The sequence below is a fragment of the Brachyspira suanatina genome, from assembly GCF_001049755.1.
Lineage (GTDB): Bacteria > Spirochaetota > Brachyspiria > Brachyspirales > Brachyspiraceae > Brachyspira > Brachyspira suanatina.
The window spans coordinates 1,375,875-1,397,765 of sequence record NZ_CVLB01000001.1 but is presented as its reverse complement, the minus strand read 5'-3'; the positions used below and the strand labels follow the sequence as shown (position 1 = coordinate 1,397,765).

19 protein-coding genes are annotated in these 21,891 nt (G+C 27.5%); 6 read left to right on the top strand and 13 right to left on the bottom strand.

What is annotated here, in order from left to right:
* Window position 1: 1 nt before the first annotated feature.
* From BRSU_RS05975 to nadE, 11 genes are all read right to left on the bottom strand, one after another.
* A complete protein-coding gene (locus BRSU_RS05975; protein ID WP_048594362.1) occupies window positions 2-2,089 on the bottom strand; it encodes a glutamine synthetase III family protein in 2,088 nt (695 codons plus the stop codon).
* A gap of 121 nt (window positions 2,090-2,210) precedes the next feature.
* Window positions 2,211-3,026, bottom strand: a complete 816-nt coding sequence (locus BRSU_RS05970) for a nucleotidyltransferase-like protein (protein ID WP_048594361.1) — start codon at window positions 3,024-3,026, stop codon at window positions 2,211-2,213.
* Window positions 3,027-3,033: 7 nt separating this feature from the next.
* Window positions 3,034-4,167, bottom strand: a complete 1,134-nt coding sequence (locus BRSU_RS05965) for a protein-glutamate methylesterase/protein-glutamine glutaminase (protein WP_048594360.1) — start codon at window positions 4,165-4,167, stop codon at window positions 3,034-3,036.
* Window positions 4,168-4,191: 24 nt separating this feature from the next.
* The gene (locus tag BRSU_RS05960) at window positions 4,192-4,785 is read right to left on the bottom strand and encodes a chemotaxis protein CheD (protein WP_012670039.1); all 594 of its coding nucleotides are present in this window, start codon (window positions 4,783-4,785) and stop codon (window positions 4,192-4,194) included.
* Between the two features lie 16 nt (window positions 4,786-4,801).
* Window positions 4,802-5,653 carry a CheR family methyltransferase gene (locus BRSU_RS05955; RefSeq protein WP_048594359.1) on the bottom strand — a complete coding sequence of 284 codons (852 nt, stop codon included), beginning with the start codon at window positions 5,651-5,653 and terminating at the stop codon, window positions 4,802-4,804.
* 19 nt (window positions 5,654-5,672) lie between these two features.
* On the bottom strand, window positions 5,673-6,203 hold the full coding sequence (locus BRSU_RS05950) for a chemotaxis protein CheW (RefSeq protein WP_014487936.1): 531 nt from the start codon (window positions 6,201-6,203) through the stop codon (window positions 5,673-5,675).
* An 11-nt stretch (window positions 6,204-6,214) separates the two neighbouring features.
* Window positions 6,215-8,389, bottom strand: coding sequence for a chemotaxis protein CheA (locus BRSU_RS05945; RefSeq protein WP_048594358.1), 2,175 nt, complete (start codon window positions 8,387-8,389; stop codon window positions 6,215-6,217).
* 52 nt (window positions 8,390-8,441) lie between these two features.
* Window positions 8,442-8,810, bottom strand: coding sequence for a response regulator (locus tag BRSU_RS05940; RefSeq protein ID WP_008725288.1), 369 nt, complete (start codon window positions 8,808-8,810; stop codon window positions 8,442-8,444).
* A gap of 19 nt (window positions 8,811-8,829) precedes the next feature.
* On the bottom strand, window positions 8,830-9,093 hold the full coding sequence (locus tag BRSU_RS05935; RefSeq protein WP_012670035.1) for a hypothetical protein: 264 nt from the start codon (window positions 9,091-9,093) through the stop codon (window positions 8,830-8,832).
* 24 nt (window positions 9,094-9,117) lie between these two features.
* Window positions 9,118-11,046: a hypothetical protein gene (locus tag BRSU_RS05930; protein ID WP_048594357.1), complete on the bottom strand. Its 1,929-nt coding sequence runs from the start codon at window positions 11,044-11,046 to the stop codon at window positions 9,118-9,120.
* 131 nt (window positions 11,047-11,177) lie between these two features.
* Complete coding sequence (gene nadE, locus BRSU_RS05925) at window positions 11,178-13,070, bottom strand: NAD(+) synthase (RefSeq protein WP_048594356.1); 1,893 nt, start codon at window positions 13,068-13,070, stop codon at window positions 11,178-11,180.
* A 142-nt stretch (window positions 13,071-13,212) separates the two neighbouring features.
* Here nadE and BRSU_RS05920 point away from each other — a divergent pair, with 142 nt between their 5' ends.
* The 5 genes from BRSU_RS05920 (at window position 13,213) to BRSU_RS05900 (ending at window position 17,451) form a co-directional block, all read left to right on the top strand.
* Window positions 13,213-13,800: a pyridoxamine 5'-phosphate oxidase family protein gene (locus tag BRSU_RS05920; RefSeq protein WP_048594355.1), complete on the top strand. Its 588-nt coding sequence runs from the start codon at window positions 13,213-13,215 to the stop codon at window positions 13,798-13,800.
* A 114-nt stretch (window positions 13,801-13,914) separates the two neighbouring features.
* Window positions 13,915-14,901: a cyclic nucleotide-binding domain-containing protein gene (locus BRSU_RS05915; RefSeq protein ID WP_048594354.1), complete on the top strand. Its 987-nt coding sequence runs from the start codon at window positions 13,915-13,917 to the stop codon at window positions 14,899-14,901.
* Between the two features lie 30 nt (window positions 14,902-14,931).
* A complete protein-coding gene (locus tag BRSU_RS05910; RefSeq protein WP_012670030.1) occupies window positions 14,932-15,567 on the top strand; it encodes a Crp/Fnr family transcriptional regulator in 636 nt (211 codons plus the stop codon).
* A gap of 159 nt (window positions 15,568-15,726) precedes the next feature.
* Window positions 15,727-16,425, top strand: coding sequence for an ankyrin repeat domain-containing protein (locus BRSU_RS05905; protein ID WP_048594353.1), 699 nt, complete (start codon window positions 15,727-15,729; stop codon window positions 16,423-16,425).
* Window positions 16,426-16,647: 222 nt separating this feature from the next.
* Complete coding sequence (locus tag BRSU_RS05900) at window positions 16,648-17,451, top strand: ankyrin repeat domain-containing protein (protein ID WP_048594352.1); 804 nt, start codon at window positions 16,648-16,650, stop codon at window positions 17,449-17,451.
* Between the two features lie 45 nt (window positions 17,452-17,496).
* On the opposite strand, the gene BRSU_RS05895 is transcribed toward BRSU_RS05900, so the two are convergent.
* Both BRSU_RS05895 and BRSU_RS05890 read right to left on the bottom strand, forming a co-directional pair.
* A complete protein-coding gene (locus BRSU_RS05895) occupies window positions 17,497-18,771 on the bottom strand; it encodes a lipopolysaccharide biosynthesis protein (RefSeq protein WP_048594351.1) in 1,275 nt (424 codons plus the stop codon).
* Between the two features lie 42 nt (window positions 18,772-18,813).
* Window positions 18,814-20,442, bottom strand: coding sequence for a GldG family protein (locus BRSU_RS05890; protein WP_048594350.1), 1,629 nt, complete (start codon window positions 20,440-20,442; stop codon window positions 18,814-18,816).
* Between the two features lie 232 nt (window positions 20,443-20,674).
* Between BRSU_RS05890 and dxr the strand changes: the two genes are divergently transcribed.
* Window positions 20,675-21,829: a 1-deoxy-D-xylulose-5-phosphate reductoisomerase gene (dxr, locus tag BRSU_RS05885; RefSeq protein ID WP_048594349.1), complete on the top strand. Its 1,155-nt coding sequence runs from the start codon at window positions 20,675-20,677 to the stop codon at window positions 21,827-21,829.
* The last annotated feature ends 62 nt before the right edge of the window (window positions 21,830-21,891 follow it).

Below are 21,891 nucleotides of genomic sequence, written 5' to 3'. Positions count from 1 at the left end.
TTTATGATAAGCTGTATAACATATCGCCGTAAGTCGGAAGTTTCCAATATTTTTTTGATACTGTTCTTTCTAATTCATCTATTGTAACTCTCATATCTTCTAAACAAGCAAATATTTTATCTCTTGAGAATTTTGCTGATTTAGCTATATCATTAATTTTTTTAGATTCTGCAGTATATCCTTCTAATTTTTCTAATTTAGAATCAAGGTCTTTTATCAAATCATTGAGTTTATTAATTAACTTTTTTTCAACATCAAATTTTAATTTTAAATTTCTTTTTTTATCAGCTGTATTTGCAAGCTCACCAACATATTCTATTGAGTATGGAAGTATTTGTTTATGCACCATATCTATTAATGTAAGTGCTTCTATATTAATTTCTTTAACATACTCTTCCATACTTATTTCGTATCTTGAATGTATTTCTATTTCTGTTAAAACTTTATGTTTAGTTAATACTTCAATATTCTTTTTGGATATGAAATGAGGTAATGCTTCAGGAGTAGTTTTTAAATTGAATAAACCTCTTTTTTCAGCTTCTTTAACCCATTCATTAGAATAATTGTTGCCATTATATATTATTCTTTTATGTTTTCTAAAAGTTTCTCTTATTAACTCATCAATATCTTTTTCTAAATTATTAGATTTTTCTAAGATATCTGCAAATTGTGATAATGCTTCAGCTACTATAGTATTCAAAATGATATTAGGTCCTGATACAGAAAGGCTTGAACCTACCATTCTAAATTCGAATTTATTTCCTGTAAATGCTAAAGGAGAAGTTCTGTTTCTATCTGTTGTATCTTTAGTTAGTCTTGCTAAAGAATTAACACCCATTTCCATTTCAACTCTTTCTTTTCCTTTATATTTTTTAGAGCTTTCCATAGATTCAAGTATCTCTGTAAGCTCATCGCCAAGAAATATAGATATAATAGCAGGAGGAGCTTCAGCAGCACCAAGTCTATGATCATTACTAGCACTAGCAGTAGTTATTCTTAAAAGATCCTGATATTCATCAACAGCCTTTATTATAGCAATTAAAAATAATAAGAATTGTTTGTTTTTAGAAGGATTATCTCCCGGATCTAGAAGATTTAGTCCTGTATCTGTAGCAATAGACCAGTTATTATGTTTACCACTTCCATTTACACCTGTGAAAGGTTTTTCATGAAGTATGCATGCTAAATTATGCTTTTCGGCTATTACTTTCATAAGTTCCATAGTAATCTGGTTCTGATCTGTAGCCATATTTGTGAGTGTAAATTCAGGAGCTAATTCATATTGTCCAGGTGCAGCTTCATTATGTTCTGTTTTAGCAACTATTCCAAGTTTCCAAAGTTCATTGTCAAGTTCTTTCATAAATGCAAGTACTCTAGGTTTTATAGCGCCAAAATAATGATCTTCCAATTCCTGTCCTTTAGGAGGGCAAGCACCAAATAATGTTCTTTTACAATATCTCAAATCAGGTCTTTGTAAATACAAATCTCTGTCTATTAAAAAATATTCTTGTTCAGCACCTACTGTAGTAAATACTCTATTAACATTATTATGACCGAATAATTTTAATATTCTTTTAGCTTCTTTTTCTATTACTTCCATAGAGCGAAGTAGGGGAGTTTTCTTATCCAAAGATTCTCCGCTATATGAACAAAAGGCGCTAGGTATGCATAAAGTATCATCTTTTATAAATGCATAAGAAGTAGGATCCCAAGCAGTATATCCTCTAGCTTCAAATGTAGCTCTGAGTCCTCCTGAAGGGAAGCTGGAAGCATCTGGTTCTCCCTGAACCAATTCTTTACCTGTAAATTCCATACGAATTGATCCGTCATCAGTTTGAGTAATAAAACTTGTATGTTTCTCAGCTGTTATTCCTGTCATAGGCTGAAACCAATGAGTAAAATGAGTAGCACCTTTTTCTATAGCCCATTCTTTCATAGCATGAGCTACAACATTGGCAACTTCTAAATTTAAACGCTCTCCATTTTTTATGGTTTTTATAAGTTTTTTATAAATGTCTTTAGGAAGTTTATCCTTCATCACATTGTCATTAAAAACCATACTACCAAAAATTTCTGGGATTTTTTTCATTTTATGTATTTCTCCTAAGAAATTTATTATAAAAAAATTATAATATAAATGCAATTATTATATCATTAGTTTAAATTAATTCAATATTACTATTAGAAGTTATGAGAAAAAAATAAAAATTTTATATATTTTCATGTATAAATTGTTTTAATTTGTATAATGCTTTCAATAATTCTTTTCTATCAATGTTGTTTCTAGCTGAAAATAAAACTTTTATATCATTGATTTCAGAAAGAGACATATAATCATCGCTAGCTATTCTTTGATAAATATATTCAAGAGATTTTAATATAGCATCATCATAGTCTTTGAATTTAAAATATTCATCAGGCATATTCCATATAAGTGCTTCTGTTATACCAGGAGTTAATTCATTAATATATTTAATTTCTGAAGAAAAAGTCAAAAATAAATTCTTAAATAATTTTATTAAATTAATAAAATTAGACCCACAGTCATGTTCTTTTTTATCAAAGTTTTTATTATCTAATTTTGGATAAAATATTTCATTTTTTCCATTAGAGTCTGTTACTAAAGCACCTTCAACATTATTATCTAGATTTTTAAATGATGGTATTAATACTATTTTTTCAGTTTCATATTCTAAAATTAAAGTTGATGATGTAACATTAACTTTATTTGAGTATAGATCATTATTTTTAATTAATTCTAGTATAGAGGATTTAAATTTTCTAGAGTCAGATGAATTATTACTATGATCTAATATTAAAAATATATTAAGATACTCCATATAATTTACATCAGTTCTATTTCTTTTTGAACCAGTAGGAATAATAGAAATATTATTGAAGTCTTTATGAGATGATATCAATTTGGATATAAAATCCAATTTTTTTTCAATTTTATAATATGGGTAAGCTGTAAAACCGCTTACCCATCTATTTATATATTCATATAAATCTATATTTTTATCCATTTTATATTTATACTCTTTTTAGTGCTGCAGCAAGTATTTTATCTAATGGTAAAACTTCATCAACACCACCTCTTGCAATTGCTTCTCTAGGCATTCCAAAAACAGTACAAGTTTCTTCATTTTGTGCTATGTTGTAAGCTCCTGCATCTTTCATTTCTTTCATACCATTGGCACCATCATCACCCATACCTGTAAGTATTATTCCGATAGCTTTGTTTTTAGCATAAACAGCACCACTTCTGAAAAGTACGTCTACAGAAGGTTTATGTCTAGTAACAGGTTCTCCATCTCTTACTTCTATATAGTATTTACCGCCTCTAACTTTAATCATAGTATGTTTAGCACCTCTGGCTAATACAGCCTGTCCTCTTCCTACACTCATACCATCTTCAGATTCAAATACATCTATTTTTAGAATACTATTTAATCTCTTGGCAAATGAAGTTGTAAAGTGTTCAGGCATATGCTGAGCAATGACGATAGGCGGAGCTGAAGGAGTAACATTTTTAAGACACTCTATTAAAGCCTCTGTACCGCCTGTTGAAGAACCTATGAGAATTATTTTATCCATAGGAGTTTCTCTTGAAGGTGTAAGAGGAAGTATGATATCAGCAGTATTTTTCTGATAAACTTTAAAACCAGCTGTTTTAGGTGCTTCTAAACTAATAGAACTTCTTTCAGTAGTTGCAACAGGTTCTGTTGGAACTGTAACACCATGTTTTCTATAAAATTTAGCTCTGTTTGCATAAGCATTTTTTATTTTTTCAACTAAATCTGTAGCTAATTCTTCTACACCGTCTCTAACATTAGCAGAAGGTTTTATTACATAATCAAAAGCTCCAATATTTAAAGCATCTAAAGCTAACTCTCTATGTTTATCCAAAAGCGAACTAAACATTATTACAGGAATAGGGTTGTTAAGCATAAGTTTTTTAAGATATGTAATACCATCCATTTCCGGCATTTCAATATCTAAAGTAATAATGTCAGGCTTAAGGTTTTTAACCTTATTTTCAGCTAAAATTGGATTTGCAGCAGTTCCTACCATTTCTAATGCAGGATCTGAGTTTACAATTTTAGTAAGTAATTGTCTAATTAGTGCGCTATCATCAATAGCTAATACTTTAATTTTTGTAGCCATATAAAATCCTTAATTATTAATATATTAAAACAATGTAATGTCTGATTTTTCTTCAAGTTTATGCTGTAAATTTTTAGAATATTTAATTTCTTGTTCAGCTGAGAATTCTTTAGTTTTACCTTCTAGTTTTTTCATAAGAACTCTGTTTTCAGTATTGAAAAAGAATACTTTTCTAGGCCAAGAACCTCCTATATCCTCACTAACTATAGGTATTTTTTCATCTGCTAAAAATTTCTTAGCAAACTGTATATTCTTATCAGGCACTTGAAGAATATTGCTAGTCATACCTGAAAGTACATGTCCACCTCCAAATATTTTAGCTGTAAGATTTTCTTTTTTTCCACCTAATTTTATAATTTCATTTATAAGAACCTCCATAGCAAAAACACCATATCTAGTATTATTATAATCTTCAGCCGGATTTTCCCATTCTCTCATTTCAGGAAGCATAAAGTGATTCATACCCCCAAATTTTAATTTATTCTCAAACAGGCATACAGATATACAACTGCCTAGAACTGTTTTTATTACAGCAGGTTCTTTTGAAGCATAATAACCACCTATATATATTGTGATTCTTTTAAAATTGCTATTAGCCGCTGCTGGAAAATCAATCATTATTACACACCCCTAGTTAAATCTTTTTATAGATATTACTTGCTACATATTTAAATTTATCAGACACACCAAATAATGTTTCTGAATGCCCTATAAATACTAAACTGTCTTCTTTCAAATATCTATGAAATTTATTAAATAATTCCTTTTGGAATTCTTTATCAAAATAAATAATAACATTCCTACAAAATATTAAATCAAATTGAGTATGGATATCAAAATCTTCATCTTTAAAATTTAATTGTCTAAAAAATAAATTCTTTTTTAATATATCTTTAACTTTATATAATCCCTCTTTATCACCAGTACCTTTTAAAAAGTATTTTCTCAATATATTATCTTGTATAGGTTCTACAGATTCTTCTTTATAAATACCTGCTCTTCCATGTGCTAATACATTTGTATCTATATCACTAGCTAAAACTTTTATATCATATTTATCATAATTTGTGCCAAAATATTCATGCAAAGTCATTTGTATAGTATATGGTTCTTCTCCTGTAGAGCAGGCTGCAGACCATATTCTAAGATTTTTAACTTTACCAGCTTTAAAATTTTTTTCCCAATCTGGAAGAAATGTGCTTTTCATATACTCAAAATGCTTATTTTCTCTAAAAAAGTCAGTTTTATTTGTGGTAACAGCATTAACAAAATTAGTTAACTCTTCATCTTTTGCATTTTTGACAAAGTCTATATATTCCCTGAAAGAGTCCATTTTTAAGGCTCTTAGCCTCTTACTTAATCTAGAGGTTACTAAAGCCCTTTTATGGCTAGTCATTTGTATTCTAGTCTTGTCATAAATAATTTTAACTAATTCATTAAACTCAGCATCACTCAAAGCCGGCATATGCTCATTCATATCTTCCATTTTTTATACCTCAATGATATTATACTGTTTGATTGGTTGTTTCATTAGATTTTATGATTTCTTCTATAGGAAGAACCATAATAATCTTATTTTCTAATCTAATAACATTAGAAATTTGAAGTCCTCTCATATTATCAATAGGAGTTTCTGTCATCTGGCTTTCATAAACTGTAATAACATCACTTACCATATCTGCCAATATACCAAATTTTCTATTAGTAGTGGATATAACTATAATAACATCATCTTCTATAGAATGATCATCTCTTCTATCCAAACCAAATCTTATTCTTATATCAACTATATGAAGAATATTACCTCTTAAATTCATGAGACCTCTCATAAATTTAGGACTTCCAGGAACAGGAGTTATATTAGTTACACCTACAATACCTTCAATACTTAATACATCAAGAGCATATTCCTCATTATCAATTTTAAACACTAAAAATTGTTGACTAGGTTCAATAGAAATGTTTTCATCATGTTCCAAAGATGTACCTCCAACCTGAGGTATATTAGCTGCATTTATTTTTTGATTATCTAACATATTACAATCCTTTATTTTACGCCGTTATTTATTTTTCCTTGTAAAGACATATTCACTAGCCCCTGTATATCTATAATAAGAGCTATTCTTCCGTCTCCAAGTATAGTACCTCCGGCTATTCCTGCATGTTTACTAAATGCTGAATCTAAAGATTTTATAACCACTTGTTGCTGATCCAAAAGTTCATCAACAAATATAGCACATTTTCTATATCCAGCTTCAACAACTACAACTATACCATCATCTATATTCTCAACTTGGGTATCTATTTCAAATACTTTATGAAGTCTAATCAAAGGCAAATACTCATCTCTGATTTTTATCATTTCACCTTTGCCTTCAAAAGGTTTTACCTGTTCATTTTTTACTTTTATTTGCTCTATAATTGAAATCAAAGGCATTATGTATATTTGCTTACCTAAAGCAAAAGTGATACCTTCAATAATAGCCAATGTTAAAGGAAGTTTAATTATGAAGGTACTGCCTTGACCTTCAGCAGACTTAATTTCTATTTTACCTTTCATCTTCTCTACATTAGCTCTAACAACGTCCATACCAACACCTCTTCCTGATATGTCTGTTATTTTTTCAGCAGTAGAAAGACCAGGAGAGAAAATAGTTCTATATATTTCTATGTCAGAATATTTTCCATCTCTTGAAAGCAAGCCTTTTTCCACAGCTTTATTAAAGATTTTTTCTTTATTTAATCCATTACCATCATCTGATACTTCTATAACAACATGTCCTTCTTGGTGAGCAGCAGACATTGTTATTGTACCATATTCAGGTTTGCCTCTGGCTATTCTTTCTTCTTTTGTTTTTTCTATACCATGGTCCATAGAGTTTCTTATAATATGTTTAAGAGGGTCAGATAACTGCTCTAACATATTTTTATCTATTTCTGTAGTTTCTCCTTTAAGAACTAATTTTACTTCTTTATTTAATTCTAAGTTCAAATCTCTAACATATCTATGGAACTGAGTAAATATAGGACCGATAGGCATCATTCGGATATTCATAACTTCTTCTTGTATTTGTCTAGAAGTTCTATCCATTGAACTTACAGCCTCTTTAAGTCCATTATCTATATCTAAACTTTGAGTAAGCTGCATTATTCTTGATTGTGCTATAACAAGCTCTCCAATTAAGTTCATTAAGCTGTCTAATTTTCTTGTATCAACTCTTACTGTTGAAGGAGCCTGAACTTTTGTACCTGCTTTAGGAGCGGCTGCGGGCTTACTAGCAGCTGCAGATGTTTCTGCAGGTTTTTCTTCTACCTTAGCTGTGTTTTCTTTAGCTTCTTCTTTTGCTGGTTGTTCTTCTTTTGCTTCATCTGATTTGTTTGCTTCTTCATCATCTTTTATATCAGCTTTTGTATTGATGATATTAATATCGTTATCATCTATTACAAATAAGAAAATGTTCTGAACTTGTTCTTCAGGAGCATTAGTTTCAAAATCTAAAGAGAACTGGGTATAACAAACATAAGGATCTTCAAGATTTAAGATAGTAGGTAAGCTATTACATTCTATTTTTAAGTTACTTATAGTACCTATAGCTCTAAGGTCATTTAAGAACATAAGAGGGTCTATACCATTATCAAAAATAGTAGCTTTAAATCCCATTTCGATATGGAATGAATTTTCTCCGCCTGAAGCAGAAGATGATTCAGTTTTTGCCTCTTCTTTTTTTTCTTCAGGTTTAGCTTCTGTTGCTTTAGCCTCTTCTTTTTTAGGCTCTTCTTTTTTAGGTTCAGGAGATGCTTTTGGTGCAGCTGCAGCGGTACTTACATCATTACCGTCAGCTATAGCTTTTATTTTAGCTTTTAGTGAATCTATATTAGTAACACCTTCAGTTTCACTTTTGCCGTCTACAATATTTTGCAGCATTAATTTTACAGTATCTAAGAACTCCAGTAATACTGTAATCATTTGAGGAGTAACATCCAATTTACCGCTTCTAACTTTTTCTAATAAGTTTTCAGCAACGTGGTTTAACTCACTCATAGTAGTGAAACCAACTGTACCTGCTGAAGATTTAAGAGTGTGAGCACTTCTAAATATTTTATTTAAAAGATCTTCATCACTTTTATTGTCTTCCAACAAAACAAGATCGTTTTCAAGACCTTCTACAATTTCATTAGCTTCACTTAGAAATATCGAAATAAATTCATCACTATCAAACATATAGCACCTCTACCTTTATAAAATCCTTATTATATAATAAGATGGTTAGAAATCAATTTAAAAAACGTTTTACTACGTCTAAAAGCTGAGTTGGGTTAAATGGTTTTACCAGCCATCCGCTAGCACCTGCAGCTTTACCTTCCATTTTTTTCTCATCTTGAGATTCTGTTGTAAGCATCAGAATAGGGGTATATTTATGCTGATCCACCTTTCTTACATGCTTAATAAATTCTATACCGTCCATTTTTGGCATATTGAGGTCTGTTATTATCATATCAACATTTGGTGTTTTACCAAGAACCTCCAATCCTGTAGTACCATCATCTGCAGACACCACAGTATAGCTGCCTTTCTTCAAAGTATATTCAACAGATGCTCTAGCTGTATTAGAATCGTCTACAATTAGTATTGTTTTAGCCATAGATTTAACCTCTTAATCATTAATTATTTTTATCATTAATTATATTTAAATATTCTACAAATAAATTATCCATACCTTCTACTATAAGGTTTTTTTGATTTTTAGCAAGCTCTTTTTTCATAGCATACAGTATTTGAAGTCCTGCTAAATCCACATGAGCCTCGCCCTCACAATTAAACTTTACAGTCATATCTTCGTTATAATTAGCACTTTTTATGACATTCTTAAAATATTTACTCATAGTTCTTATATTAAGATTATCATTTATCTCTATAACTGACATAAATAAATACCTCCATTACTTTTATTAAAACATAGTAAAGTCACCGCTATCAGCACCTACATCTATACTTATATCGACATTTGGCGCATCTTCTCCAGATAAAATACTATTAGCAATAGCTCTTTCTTTTTTGATTGTATAAGAATTAACTATATCCAAATATTTATCACTTTCTATTTTCCAATTTTCTATACCCAACAAGTTATAATATTCATTCTTTTTATCTCTTATAACATTTCTCATGCTATTAAAGATTTCTATTATTTCATTGATTTTTGTAAGCAATGTACTTAAAGAGCTTAAATCTATTAGAGTTTTATCTATAAGTCCAAATAACTCATCAGCATAACTATCTAATCTTTTTATATTATTATTAATAATATATTTAGATTCATCCAAACGTTTACTTACACTGTCTGTCATAGATTCTATAAAAGAATGCTCGCTTGACTGCTGATTAATATTAGATTTAAACTTATTAATGGAACTGAAAATAGCAGATTTAATATTATGGAATTGCTCTAAACATCCATCTACTGTTTCTGTAATGTTAGTAGCTATTGATTCTACACTTTCTATAGAGAATGTCTGTGAATTATTGAATATATTACTGTTCTTCTCAAGTTCTATCTTAGCTAAAAAGTTAATAGAGTTAAAAGTTTTGGCAATGTTTTTTGTTTCTAAGAACATACTTTCCAATTCTTCTATCGAGTCTATTATAGCTATATTGCTGTCAGATATTCTATATTTATTAGTTAAAAATAACTTAAAGTTTTCCAAATAAAGTTTTATAAATCCCATATATTCATTAAATAATGATTCTGAAACGGTAAAAGGAAATTCTGATTTACCGCTTTCCCCTCCAATCATATATTCAACTATAGTAGTTCTATCTAATGTAATATCTGTTAATGCATCTTTTAAACCTTTTAAGCTTTTATAAATATCTGAGTTAGTAAGATCTATTTCCTCATGTATAGATTTGAAGTTTTCTATTATCAAAGTTAGAACAACATCATCAAAAGTAAGCAAGTCAAGAAGTTTATGCTCCAAACTCTGATTTTCCTCTTTTTCAAGATCTGCAGCATCCATAGTTTCTACTTCTTTTCCATAATACTCAATAAAATTTCTATTTTCATAAACTATAGAATTCATTGATTCTATTATGTGTTCTGTCTGCTGTCTTACTATATCTTCACGAGGAAGAACCATCATTACTTCAAATATGAAATCATAAGTATTATCAACTCTTGATATTATATCAGATATAATATTAGAAAATACTGCAAAGGAATTAACCATATTATTATGCTCTTTATCAAGCTGTTCTCTCATGATTGTAAAATTCTGTCTTTGCAATTCATTTGTTTTCAATATTTCAGTTTTAAATGATTCAAATCTGACAAATAATTCCTTACCAATTCTATTCATTTGATCTGCCTGTTCATTTGATGTTTCAGACATTTTGATTATGTTTTTGGATATTTCTCCAAAAGCTTTACCACCTGCACCATATTTAGAAGATATAATAATGGCATTTAATGAATAAACCTTAATTTGGTCAGCAAGCATCCTAATCTGTTCTATGGAGTCCATAATATTACTTGTTCTGCCAACGTCTTCAACTAAGGAGTCAGAAAGTTCATTATCCTGTGATATAAAACTTTGCATTCTATCAAATGATCTAAAAAAGTCTTCCTGGTTTTCATCCAAATCATTTGAGAAGTTTTTTTCACCTTTTTCTTTGTTGGTAAAATATGAAAGCAGCTTATTGGCTTTTTCGTTTTCATTTTTCATTTCCTGTTCAATCATAGGAAACTTTTCACCTATAAAACTATATACTCTTCCAACTTCTTCAAGAAAAGAGTTAATATCTTTTACAGTTGTTTCTAATATTGCAGAATAGTCAAGGATATCCTGCCTTATGTTATTATCTATAATAGTTGTTGCCACTTTTTATAATTTCCCAACATTCTAAAAAATTATATATTACGATATAAATATAACATTTATTATTGCTTTTTGCAAGTAAAATTTTTATTACACTATAATTTTACAGTAAAAATATGTTTAATTAAAGTTTTTTAATTAATTTCAAAAATTTTATTTTTCAAATACAAATATTTTGCTGTATAATAAATTCTATTTTGTGATTCTCTGTTTCCAAATCCAAAACTTCTTCTGCTTACTGCAAGTATTGGAGGAGCCTGTATTCTTTTAGATATAGCCATTCCCATATATTGCTTCCACCATCTCTCTAAATCATCTACAAATTCAGCACCGCTTTTAAAATATTTTTTTAATATTCCTTTTTGGCATCCTATTTTATCTTCCAAATTTCCTTCTATATATAGCTCTAGTATATCTTCTAATATGGCTCTGTTCCAAGATTCCATTAAATATTTAAATAAATAATCATGATAATCATATTTTATAGGATCTCCTTTACCTTCATCTACAGCCTGAGCAGTTGAAAGTTCAGCACTTGGAACAATATTTATAGTACCTTCAGGAATAATTTCCTTTTTAAATACTTCTTTGTTAACATAATTAGCAAGTCCGTATATCTGATATTTCCATAAATCAGCTAAACAAGCAAAAAATCCAGCACCATCTCCATACATAGTTGAATATCCTACCATTGTTTCTGTTTTATTGGCGTTACATGTAAATACGCCGCCAAAACTAGCAGCTATAGCAGATAATACTCTTGAAGATCTGTCTCTTGCCTGTATATTTTCTATAACAAAAGATGATAATTTTAAATGATCTTCTTTGCCATCTTTTATAATAGGGGAGGTTTCTAATTGTTTTACAGTATAATCTACTGATTCCTGTATAGGAACTACCATATAAGCACAGCCTAGATTATCAGATAAAGTCTTGGCAAGGTTTTTTGTTGTATCAGAATTGAATTTACTAGGCATATTAACAAGTAATACATTATCTTTTCCAATGGCATTTACATACATTGCAGATGATAATGCTGAATCAATACCTCCTGATACGCCTATAACAACCTTATTTATGCCGATAGACTTCATAAATTTTCTTATTCCGTAAATAACAGTATCATATATTAATTTGTATTCATTTTCTTCTTTTATTTCTATAGTTTTTCCAAATACTTTATTTTTTACATCTATATCAATAAAGTACAAATCTTCTTCATATCTTTTTCCTGTTAATAATAAATTACCATTATTATCATAAACAGAACTTCTGCCGTCAAATGTATATACTGTTTTACCATTATTTTGTATTCCTACATTATTAATATATACAAGAGGAGTATTATGTTTACTTGCAATTTCTCCATACATACTATGTCTTTTAGCATCTTTAACCAAAGTATAAGGAGAGCTTGATATATTAATGAATAAATCTACATCTTTATTAGAATTTATAATATTCATAGGAGAAAATGTATAATTCTTACTCCATGCATCTTCACATATTGTTAAACCCAATTTTATTTTTTCACCATTACATTCTATTTCTAAAGGTTTTAAATATTCTTTTACATCAGTATTATTTTCAAAAGCTAAGTCTTTTAAGCTGAAAAAATGCCTTGGATCTTCAAATTCTTTATAATTAGGAAGTAATGATTTTATTATAAATGGATATTCAGTAGTATTATTATGTATTAATTTACCATCTTTAGCTACAAACATAGCATTATATTTTCTCATTCTTCCATCGAAATTCTTTTTATTTCTATCAGAAGCAATATTTCCGAAAATAACATATATTCCATTTGAAGATTTTATTATTTCTTCTCCAAGTTCCTCACATTCTTTTACGAATCCTTCACTTTCAAACATATCTCCAATCATATATCCTGAAATGCATAATTCTGGAAATATTACTATATCAGCATTTTCTTTTTTAGCTTTGCTTATAAAACTTATTATTCTTACTGTATTATCGCAAGGCATAGATGGTATTATTTCTAATTGTGAAATAGCTATTTTCATACTAAATGAACTCCAAATATAATTATATAATTAATTTATTTTTTAAAGAAAAAACATAATAAACCGTTATATATATTATAATAAAATTTATTAATTTAGTCTACAATTATAATTGATAATTATAAAGACTATTTATTGGTATATGAGAAGAAAAGATTTTATATTTGAAGATAAAGAAGAAATATATAACATGCTTAATAGTATAGAATTTGGTGTTATGGCTTTACCAGATAATATACCTTATGCTGTACCTATAAGTTTTTGCTATAAAAATAATGAAATATATTTTCATGGTGCTATGGCAGGAAGAAAGTATGAAATTTTAAAAAATAATCCTAAAGTATCTTTTAGTGCTTCAAAGCCATATTCATATATACCATCTGAATTTTTAAATAAAAAAATGATACCAACACAGTTTTTCTTTTCAGTTTTTATAGAAGGAAAATTTGAAACTATAGATGATATATCAAGAAGAAAAGAAATTTTATATGAAATAGTAAAAAAATACGAACCAAATAATGATAATCTATCTATTGATAATAAAATGTTTGATTATGCTCAAAATAATATGCTTATAGGAGTTATAAAAGTAGAAAATATTACAGCAAAAGCAAAATTTGGTCAGAATATGCCGGATGAGGAGATAAAAATTATAATAGATGATCTAAATAGAAGATCAGAAGATATTGATATTGAAACTGTAGATATGATAAATAAACTAAGAAAATGAAAAAAATAACTTGAAAAAAGTATTATAAGTGATAGAATAAAAAAAATAAAATAATCTTTTTTTATTCTAAAAAACTTTAGATATAATTAAATTATTAGTTGAGGAAAAAAGTTAATGCAAACAAGAGTATATAAAGCAGGTTCTATAGTATATTTTACAGGCGATACCTCAGATAGAGTCTATATCTTGAAACAAGGTCAGGCTCAAAGTATATTTTTATCAGAAGAAACAGGTTATGAAACTAGGGAACTTATTAATATAGGCGAGTTTTTTGGGGTAAAAAGTATACTTGGTACTTATCCACAGGAAGATACTGTTCAGTGCTTAACAGATTGTGTTGTTATTATTATTACTTATGAAGAATTTGAAAGCTTGGTTGAAAAAAATAAGCCTATCATCATAAAGATGTTAAAGGTATTTTCAAATCAGCTTAGAAGAATCAATAAAAGAGTAAGAGAACTTGTTGAAAATGATATAAGTGATGAAGGACAAGATCCATTGGAAGGATTATACGGAATAGGGGAGTTCTATTTTAAAAATAAAAAATATAGAAATGCTCTTTATGCATATAAGAGATATATACAGTATGCAGATGAAGATTCAGCATTTTACAATACAGCAAAAGAAAAAATTGAAGAATGTAAAGATGAATTAGATATTACAGATGACAGTGATATAGCACCTCCTGTTTCAAATGCTCCTGTTTCAACTCAAAAAACTCAGACTAAAGCGGTAATAAATGATCCAGCATATAATAAAGCTGTTGAATTATATAATAATAATGATTATGTTAATTCATTAAAAGCATTTAATAATTTGATTAAAAGTTCAGATGCTGATGTTGCTGAAAATTCTATATTTTATATGGGTAAATGCTATTATAATATAAATAAATACGATAATGCTTCAACTGTATTATTATCAGCAATAAAAAAATATCCTAAATCTTTAAATGTTAAAGAGGCTATACTATTTTTAGCTAAAAGCTGTGAAGCAAGCGGAAATAAAACAAAAGCAAAAGCTTATTATCAGAAAGTTATTTCAATGCCTCCTATGGATAATTTTTCAAAAGAAGCAAATGCGAGTATTTCAAGACTATAATCTTATATAAAAAGAAATTAAGGAACAAATATGGATAATAATTTAAGTTCTCATACTAAAAAATATAATACTGATGATGTCATATTTCTAGAATATGAAAAGGGTGATAAATTCTATTTAGTTCAAAGCGGTTCTGTAAAAATTACCAAAGTTATAAAAGATGTTGAAAAATTATTAGACATAGTTTATGCCGGAGAATTTTTCGGTGAAATGGCTATATTAGAAGATACTACAAGAAGTGCTTCAGCTATAGCTAATGAACCTACAGTACTTTTAGAGTTGAGAAAAGAAAACTTCCAAAGCATATTAGCTAATAACACTATAATGGCATTAAAACTTTCAAAAACATTCGCTAAGAGAATATTCGATGCTAAAAGAAGACTTTTAATACTTCAATTAAATGAAACTGATTTGAGAGTTTATGACTGTCTTTTACTTTTGGCAGAACTTCAAAACATACCTAGAGATCATTATTATGAGCCTCAGGAATTAAATGCGACTATAAATGATATAGCAAATTGGTGCGGTGTAAAAGTAGTTGATGTACAGAAAGTTTTAAATACATTGGTAAAAACAGGTAAAATAGATATAAGAACTAATACCATATATGTAAAAAACTTAAAAGAGATTCAAAGACAAATCGATTTAAAGAGAAAGAAATCATAATTTTTATTATTAATAATAAAATTATTTTAAAGCTGATAACAATAAGTTGTCAGCTTTTTTATTGTTTTAAAATATTAAAATTATTCAATTTCAAATAATCATATTGACAAAATAATATAACAATATATATTTTTCCAATATTTTTAAAAAGAGGTTTATATGAAAAAAATTGTATTGATGGCAATATTGTATACTTTATTTAGTTTTAATGCACTGTATCCAGCAAACTTTGAAGATGAAGCACTATTTTTATCGTATATAGCATCCGGTGATATTGAAGAAGTTTCAAATTTTATAGATAATAAGAAAATTAATATAAATGCCAGGATAGAAAATAGTGCTACACCATTAATATTTTCTATTATTTTTAATCAAGATGAAATTGCAAAAATGCTTATAGGAAAAGGTGCAGATCTTAATATCAAAGACAAGTCAGGATTCACAGCTTTAATATATTCTATAATGTATAATAGAATAGAAATATCAAAAATACTTATAGAAAAAAAAGCTGATGTAAATACAAAAGTATCATTAAATGAAAATGTGGTATATATGAAAAACGTTACTCCTTTAATACTTAATGAAAATAAAGAAGTAGCTCAATCATTAATAAATGCTGGTGCAGACATTAATATTAAATTCTCTTTTCAACATGTTGGAAAAAATATAAAATTAGAAAATATTACACCTTTAATGTGGTTTATTTTTAATGATAATTCTGAAATAGCTAAGTTATTGATAGAATCCGGAGCTGACATCAATGCTAAAGATAAAAGCAGAAAAACAGCATTAGATTATGCGAAAGAGAAAAATAATGCTAAAATAGAGCAGTTACTTATAGCAAAAGGTGCTAAATAATAAAGAATATGTAGTGTTAAAATCTCTATTAGTTAAAGCTGATAGAGATTTTTTATTTGTAAATCATTAAAAAGTTAAATATGCAAATATTACTACTATACATAAAATAGCCTAAATAATTAAATGTAAGTATTGTAAAATTATATGCACTAATGAAGTATATATTGATAAAATAATATAATTAATATATATTTTGTATAAAATATTTAAAAAGAGGTTTATATGAAAAAAATTGTATTGATGGCAGTATTATATACTTTATTTAGTTTCCAATCTTTGTATCCAGAGCTTAGTAAAGATGAAAAAGAATTTGTATCATATATAGCTAATGGTAATAAAGAAGAAGTTTTAGATTTTTTAAATAATAAAAAAGTCAATATAAATTTAGATATTATGGATGGCGCTACACCTTTGATGTTATCTATTATTTATAAGCAAGATGAAATTGCAAAGCTACTAATAGAAAAAGGTGCTGATCTCAATAAAAAAGAGAAAGAAAGCGGTGCTACACCTTTAATTTTATCTATTATTTATGAGCAATATGAAATAGCAGAGCTGCTAATAGAAAAAGGTGCTAATGTTAATATAAAAGACAATTCCGGATTTACAGCTTTAATACATGCTATACAGCGTGAGAAAACAGATTTATCAAAAATGCTTATAGAAAAAAAATCTGATGTAAATACAAAAGTATCATTCAAGACAGATGGATTATATTTAAAAGATTTTACTCCTTTGACATTTAACGTAGATACAGAATTAGCTGAGTTATTAATAAAAGCTGGGGCTAATGTTAATACTAGATTATCTATAAAAGATGATTCAAGAAATATACAATTAGAAAATATTACTCCTTTAATGTGGGTAATTTTTGATTATAATACAGAATTAGCTGAGTTATTTATAGAATCTGGAGCTGATCTTAATGCTAAAGATAAAGATGGAAACACAGCATTATATTATGCAATAACTAAAAATAATAGTAAAATAACGAAGTTGATTTCTGACAAAGGCGGTAGATTCTAAAAATAATTTTTATAACTAGCTTTATAATATTTTTAAATTACTATTTTAGTTTTCATTAGTTCTTAATATTATTCTATGTATTAATATGATTAAGATATTATATATAAGTAATGCTATAAAAAATATTTTCATTATGAACATGAAATTTTCAAATGTTCTAACTCCGTTTCTTAATGAGAAATATACATAAGCAAATATAATCAAGTATCCATAAAATGGTGCAAATAGTTTATAAGCAAGTCCATAATTGAAGGCAATGACTGTAAAGCCTAAGGAAAATCCAAATATTACAGCCTGTGGAATCAATGGAATAATTGCTTCATATCTATTGGTAAATTGTATTAATACTATTTGTTTTGCAAATATAATCAAAAATGCTGACAGACAAATAGATGCGAATACAAAAAGAGCAATAGAATAATAAACTATCTTTCTTTCTTTATTTTTATTATTATCCTTTTTAGCTATTAAAATATAAGAAAACATAACTGATGCAACAGGAGTCCCTATATAGAAAAACATTTTTATTATTAATGATATAGTAGAGTAGTAGCCTGCACTTGTTTTATCTAAATATCTATTTGCCATAAGTACATCGCTTAATGATATCCAATTGAATATAAAATTTATTATTACAATATGTATTATATAGCTTAAAAATACTGATAGATTTTGCTTAGAGAAATACATTTTTATTTTATTTAATGGTATAAAATAGGGTAGATTAACTTTTTTCAATTCTATTAAATTGATTATTAAATATAGTACGCAGAATAAAGTAACTGTTATAATAGATTTGAATAATGTTAATCCTGTAATAATAAAATATGCTAATAATAAAATTTTGGATATTAATATTGCTATTAAACTTGCTGTATAGTCATAGGCTATATAGTTATTAATTTTTAATATTGACTGAGAAACTATACCTAAAATTGTTGCGAATATTCCAATTGATATTATAAAAAGAGAAGGGTAGCTTTTTATATTAAATAGTATATCTATTAATGGTATTGATAATAAATACAATATAGTTATTATCAATGCTATAATGTAGCCGTAAGCCCAATAGACTCTAGCATCTTCATCATCTTTATAATGATGCATAATATAATAACTAAAGCTTGATACTGTTAGAACTATTATTGAATATATATTGATGATACCGTTGTAGTGTGCAAAATCAGATATTGATAAACTTCTGTTTACATATATTGAAGATACATAATTTAATACGCTTGCAATGCCGTTTATAAATACTAATAAAGCATAGTTAATATAATATGAATATTTTTTGTATAAAAGTTTTATATTATTCATACTATATTAACTTATGCATAGCCTTCATTGTAATATATTATTTTATCTTCTTCTAAAGAACCATATTAATATGCCAAGTATACCGAACAAACAAGGCAAACCTATTTGAGCAACATATCTAATAAAGTTAGTTTGAGTTGTTGTAAGAGTAAGGTTTTTAATACTTGCTTCTTTAGGTCTTATAGTAATTTTCTGTCTTGCTTCTAATAGATAAGCAACAGTATTCATAAATAAGTCTTTATTTCCAGCAAAAGCAATATCTACAGACTGACCTTGTTCAGGATTGATATATGCATTCAATGCAAATGTAGCATCACCAAATACTACTATTCTTGCAGGATCTTTTCTTCCTTCTATTTCATAAGTACCGCTTATAGCCAAAGGTACAGGTCCTTGTATATCTGTTCTAGGATTGAATCTAGCTCTTGATAAATCAAAAGTAGCTTCTTCTTTTCCATAACCTTGAGGAGTAGTTGTTATTATATTTTCAAAGCTGCCATTATATTTATTTTCACCGCTTAATATACTTCTAGCAACAACCAAACAAGCAAATACATTTCCTTCTTTTAATGTTTGAGTAATAGGATGAGAAGTATATTGAGGTACTATATTAACAGGTATAACAACACTTGAAGCAGGATCTATTATATAGTCATTTTTAGTTTTGAATCCCCAATCGGATAGAAAATTTCCTAAATTACTATTAAATTTACTTCTATCCATAAAACTATCATATAATACAAGAAGTTTTCCACCTGTTTTTACATAGTTATTCAATTTTTCTATTTCAAAATCACTGAATGTTTCAACAGGTGCTGCTATTACTATAAGTGATGCATCTGTAGGAATATTTTCAAGTATTATATTTAATTCTTTAACTTTATAATTTTCATTTTCTAAATAAGTTTTTACATAAGATAGACCTTCTCCGCCTCTATCTTGTATTTGTCTTTCACCATGTCCTACTGTGAAGTAAACTGTATAAGACTCTGTATCAAGCAAAGTGTATATAGACTGAGTGAATTTTTCTTCTCCAACAAATAAAGGATCAGAAGTTACTTTAGACTGAGTTGTTAAATCTTTTCTATATACTCTTACTTGTTTTCCTTGTCCGTAAGTAAATACAATTTCTCCAACCTGAGTCATTTGATATTTACTTTTAGCAGAAGGTTTTTCTATAGGGTTAATATATTCAACACTTATATGTTTATTTATTCTTTTATATTGTTCTAATAATAAATCAGCTCTCCAATCTGCTGAAGTTGGATCTGTACTAGGTGATCTCAATACCACTATAGAAAGAGGACTATCTATTCTTGATAGAACATCCATAGTTTGCTGAGATACTGTGTATGATTTATTTTGTGTTAAGTCAAATCTTATAGGGAAGTTTATACTTATGATATATAAACCTACAAGTATAGCAAGAATTATTATTAATGATAATATTCCAAAGAAAGCTTTATGTACAAATCGCATCTTCAAAAAAGACACTATCTGTTTTCTATCTACTATTAATGTTATGATAGTAATGATAGAAGTCAATGCTAACACTGCCCAAAAAACAGGAGTAGGTGTTTGAGTTACGGCATAAAAGAAAATCCAAGCAAAAAATAATAATACCCAAGATGCTAATGTAGCTATTTTTAAATTAAATTTCTTATTTGACATTTAGTAAAAATCCATTATTTGTAAAATTTCAATTAATTTGAATAAGTATTATATATAATTAACGATAAATTTCAATAGTTATGTTTAGTTACACTTATTCTGAAATATTATCGGCTGTTTAAAAAAATACATAAAACAATATTTTTTAATTATTACAGCTATTTATTAATTTATAATTTTGATATAAAATACTACACTATTATTAAAATGTTTGGGAGCATTTAGCAGTATTATGAAAAAAAGAATTCTTTTGTTGGGAGCTACAGGCTCTATTGGTACTAACACTTGTTCTGTTGTAAGAGAGTTTAATAATGACTTTGAAATAGTTGGAATGTCAACAAATAGTAAGATAGATATATTAAATACTTTATGTACAGAGTTCAAGCCTAAAACTGTAAATATATCTGATAAAAATGCAGAAAATATTTTTAAAGACTATGACTGTGCTAAAGATATAAATATTTATGAAGGAACTATAGCTAATTTTGTAAAACATACCGACTTTGATATATTAGTTAATGCTTTAACTGGATATGCAGGATTTTTGCCTACAGTAGAAGCAATAAAAAAAGGAAAGACTATTGCTCTAGCAAATAAAGAAACCTTGGTAGTAGGTGGAGATATAATAAATCAATTATTAAAAGAACATAATGCAAGCTTAATACCTATAGACAGCGAACATTCAGCAATATTTCAAATGTTAAGGCATTTTCCAAAAACTTCACTTTCAAAAGTTATAATAACAGCTTCAGGAGGTCCTTTCTTTAGAACTCCAAAAGAAGAATTAAAAAATGTTACAGTAGAAATGGCTTTAAAACATCCTACTTGGGCTATGGGAAGCAAAATAACTATAGACAGTGCAACTATGATGAATAAAGGCTTTGAAGTTATAGAAGCGCATCATTTATTTAATTTGGATTATGATAAAATAGAAACTATTATTCACCCTCAAAGTTTAATACATTCTATGATAGAAATGAATGACGGAGAGATATATGCACAGATTGGAAAGAATGATATGCGTCTTCCTATACAGCATGCATTAACTTATCCTGAAATTAGAAATACGCCTTTTGAAAAATTAAAATTATATGAACATCCAGAAATCAATTTTTATAAAATGGATTTTGATAAATTTATAATGCTTAGATTGGCTTATGAATGCGGAAAGAAAGGCGGACTTTATCCTTGTGTTTTAAATGCAGCTAATGAAATATGCGTATACTCATTCTTACAAAAGAAAATAGGTTTCACTGATATATTTAATATAGTATCAAAAGTATGCGACAGAAAAATTAATGTTCCATTAACTGTAGATAATATTATTAATATGGACAGTGAAATAAGAAAAGAAACAGCTTGGATAATAAATTCAATGTCTAAATAAAATATATACTATAGTTGATAATTTTAATTTTATAATATATCATTAATAAAAAATTTTTAATC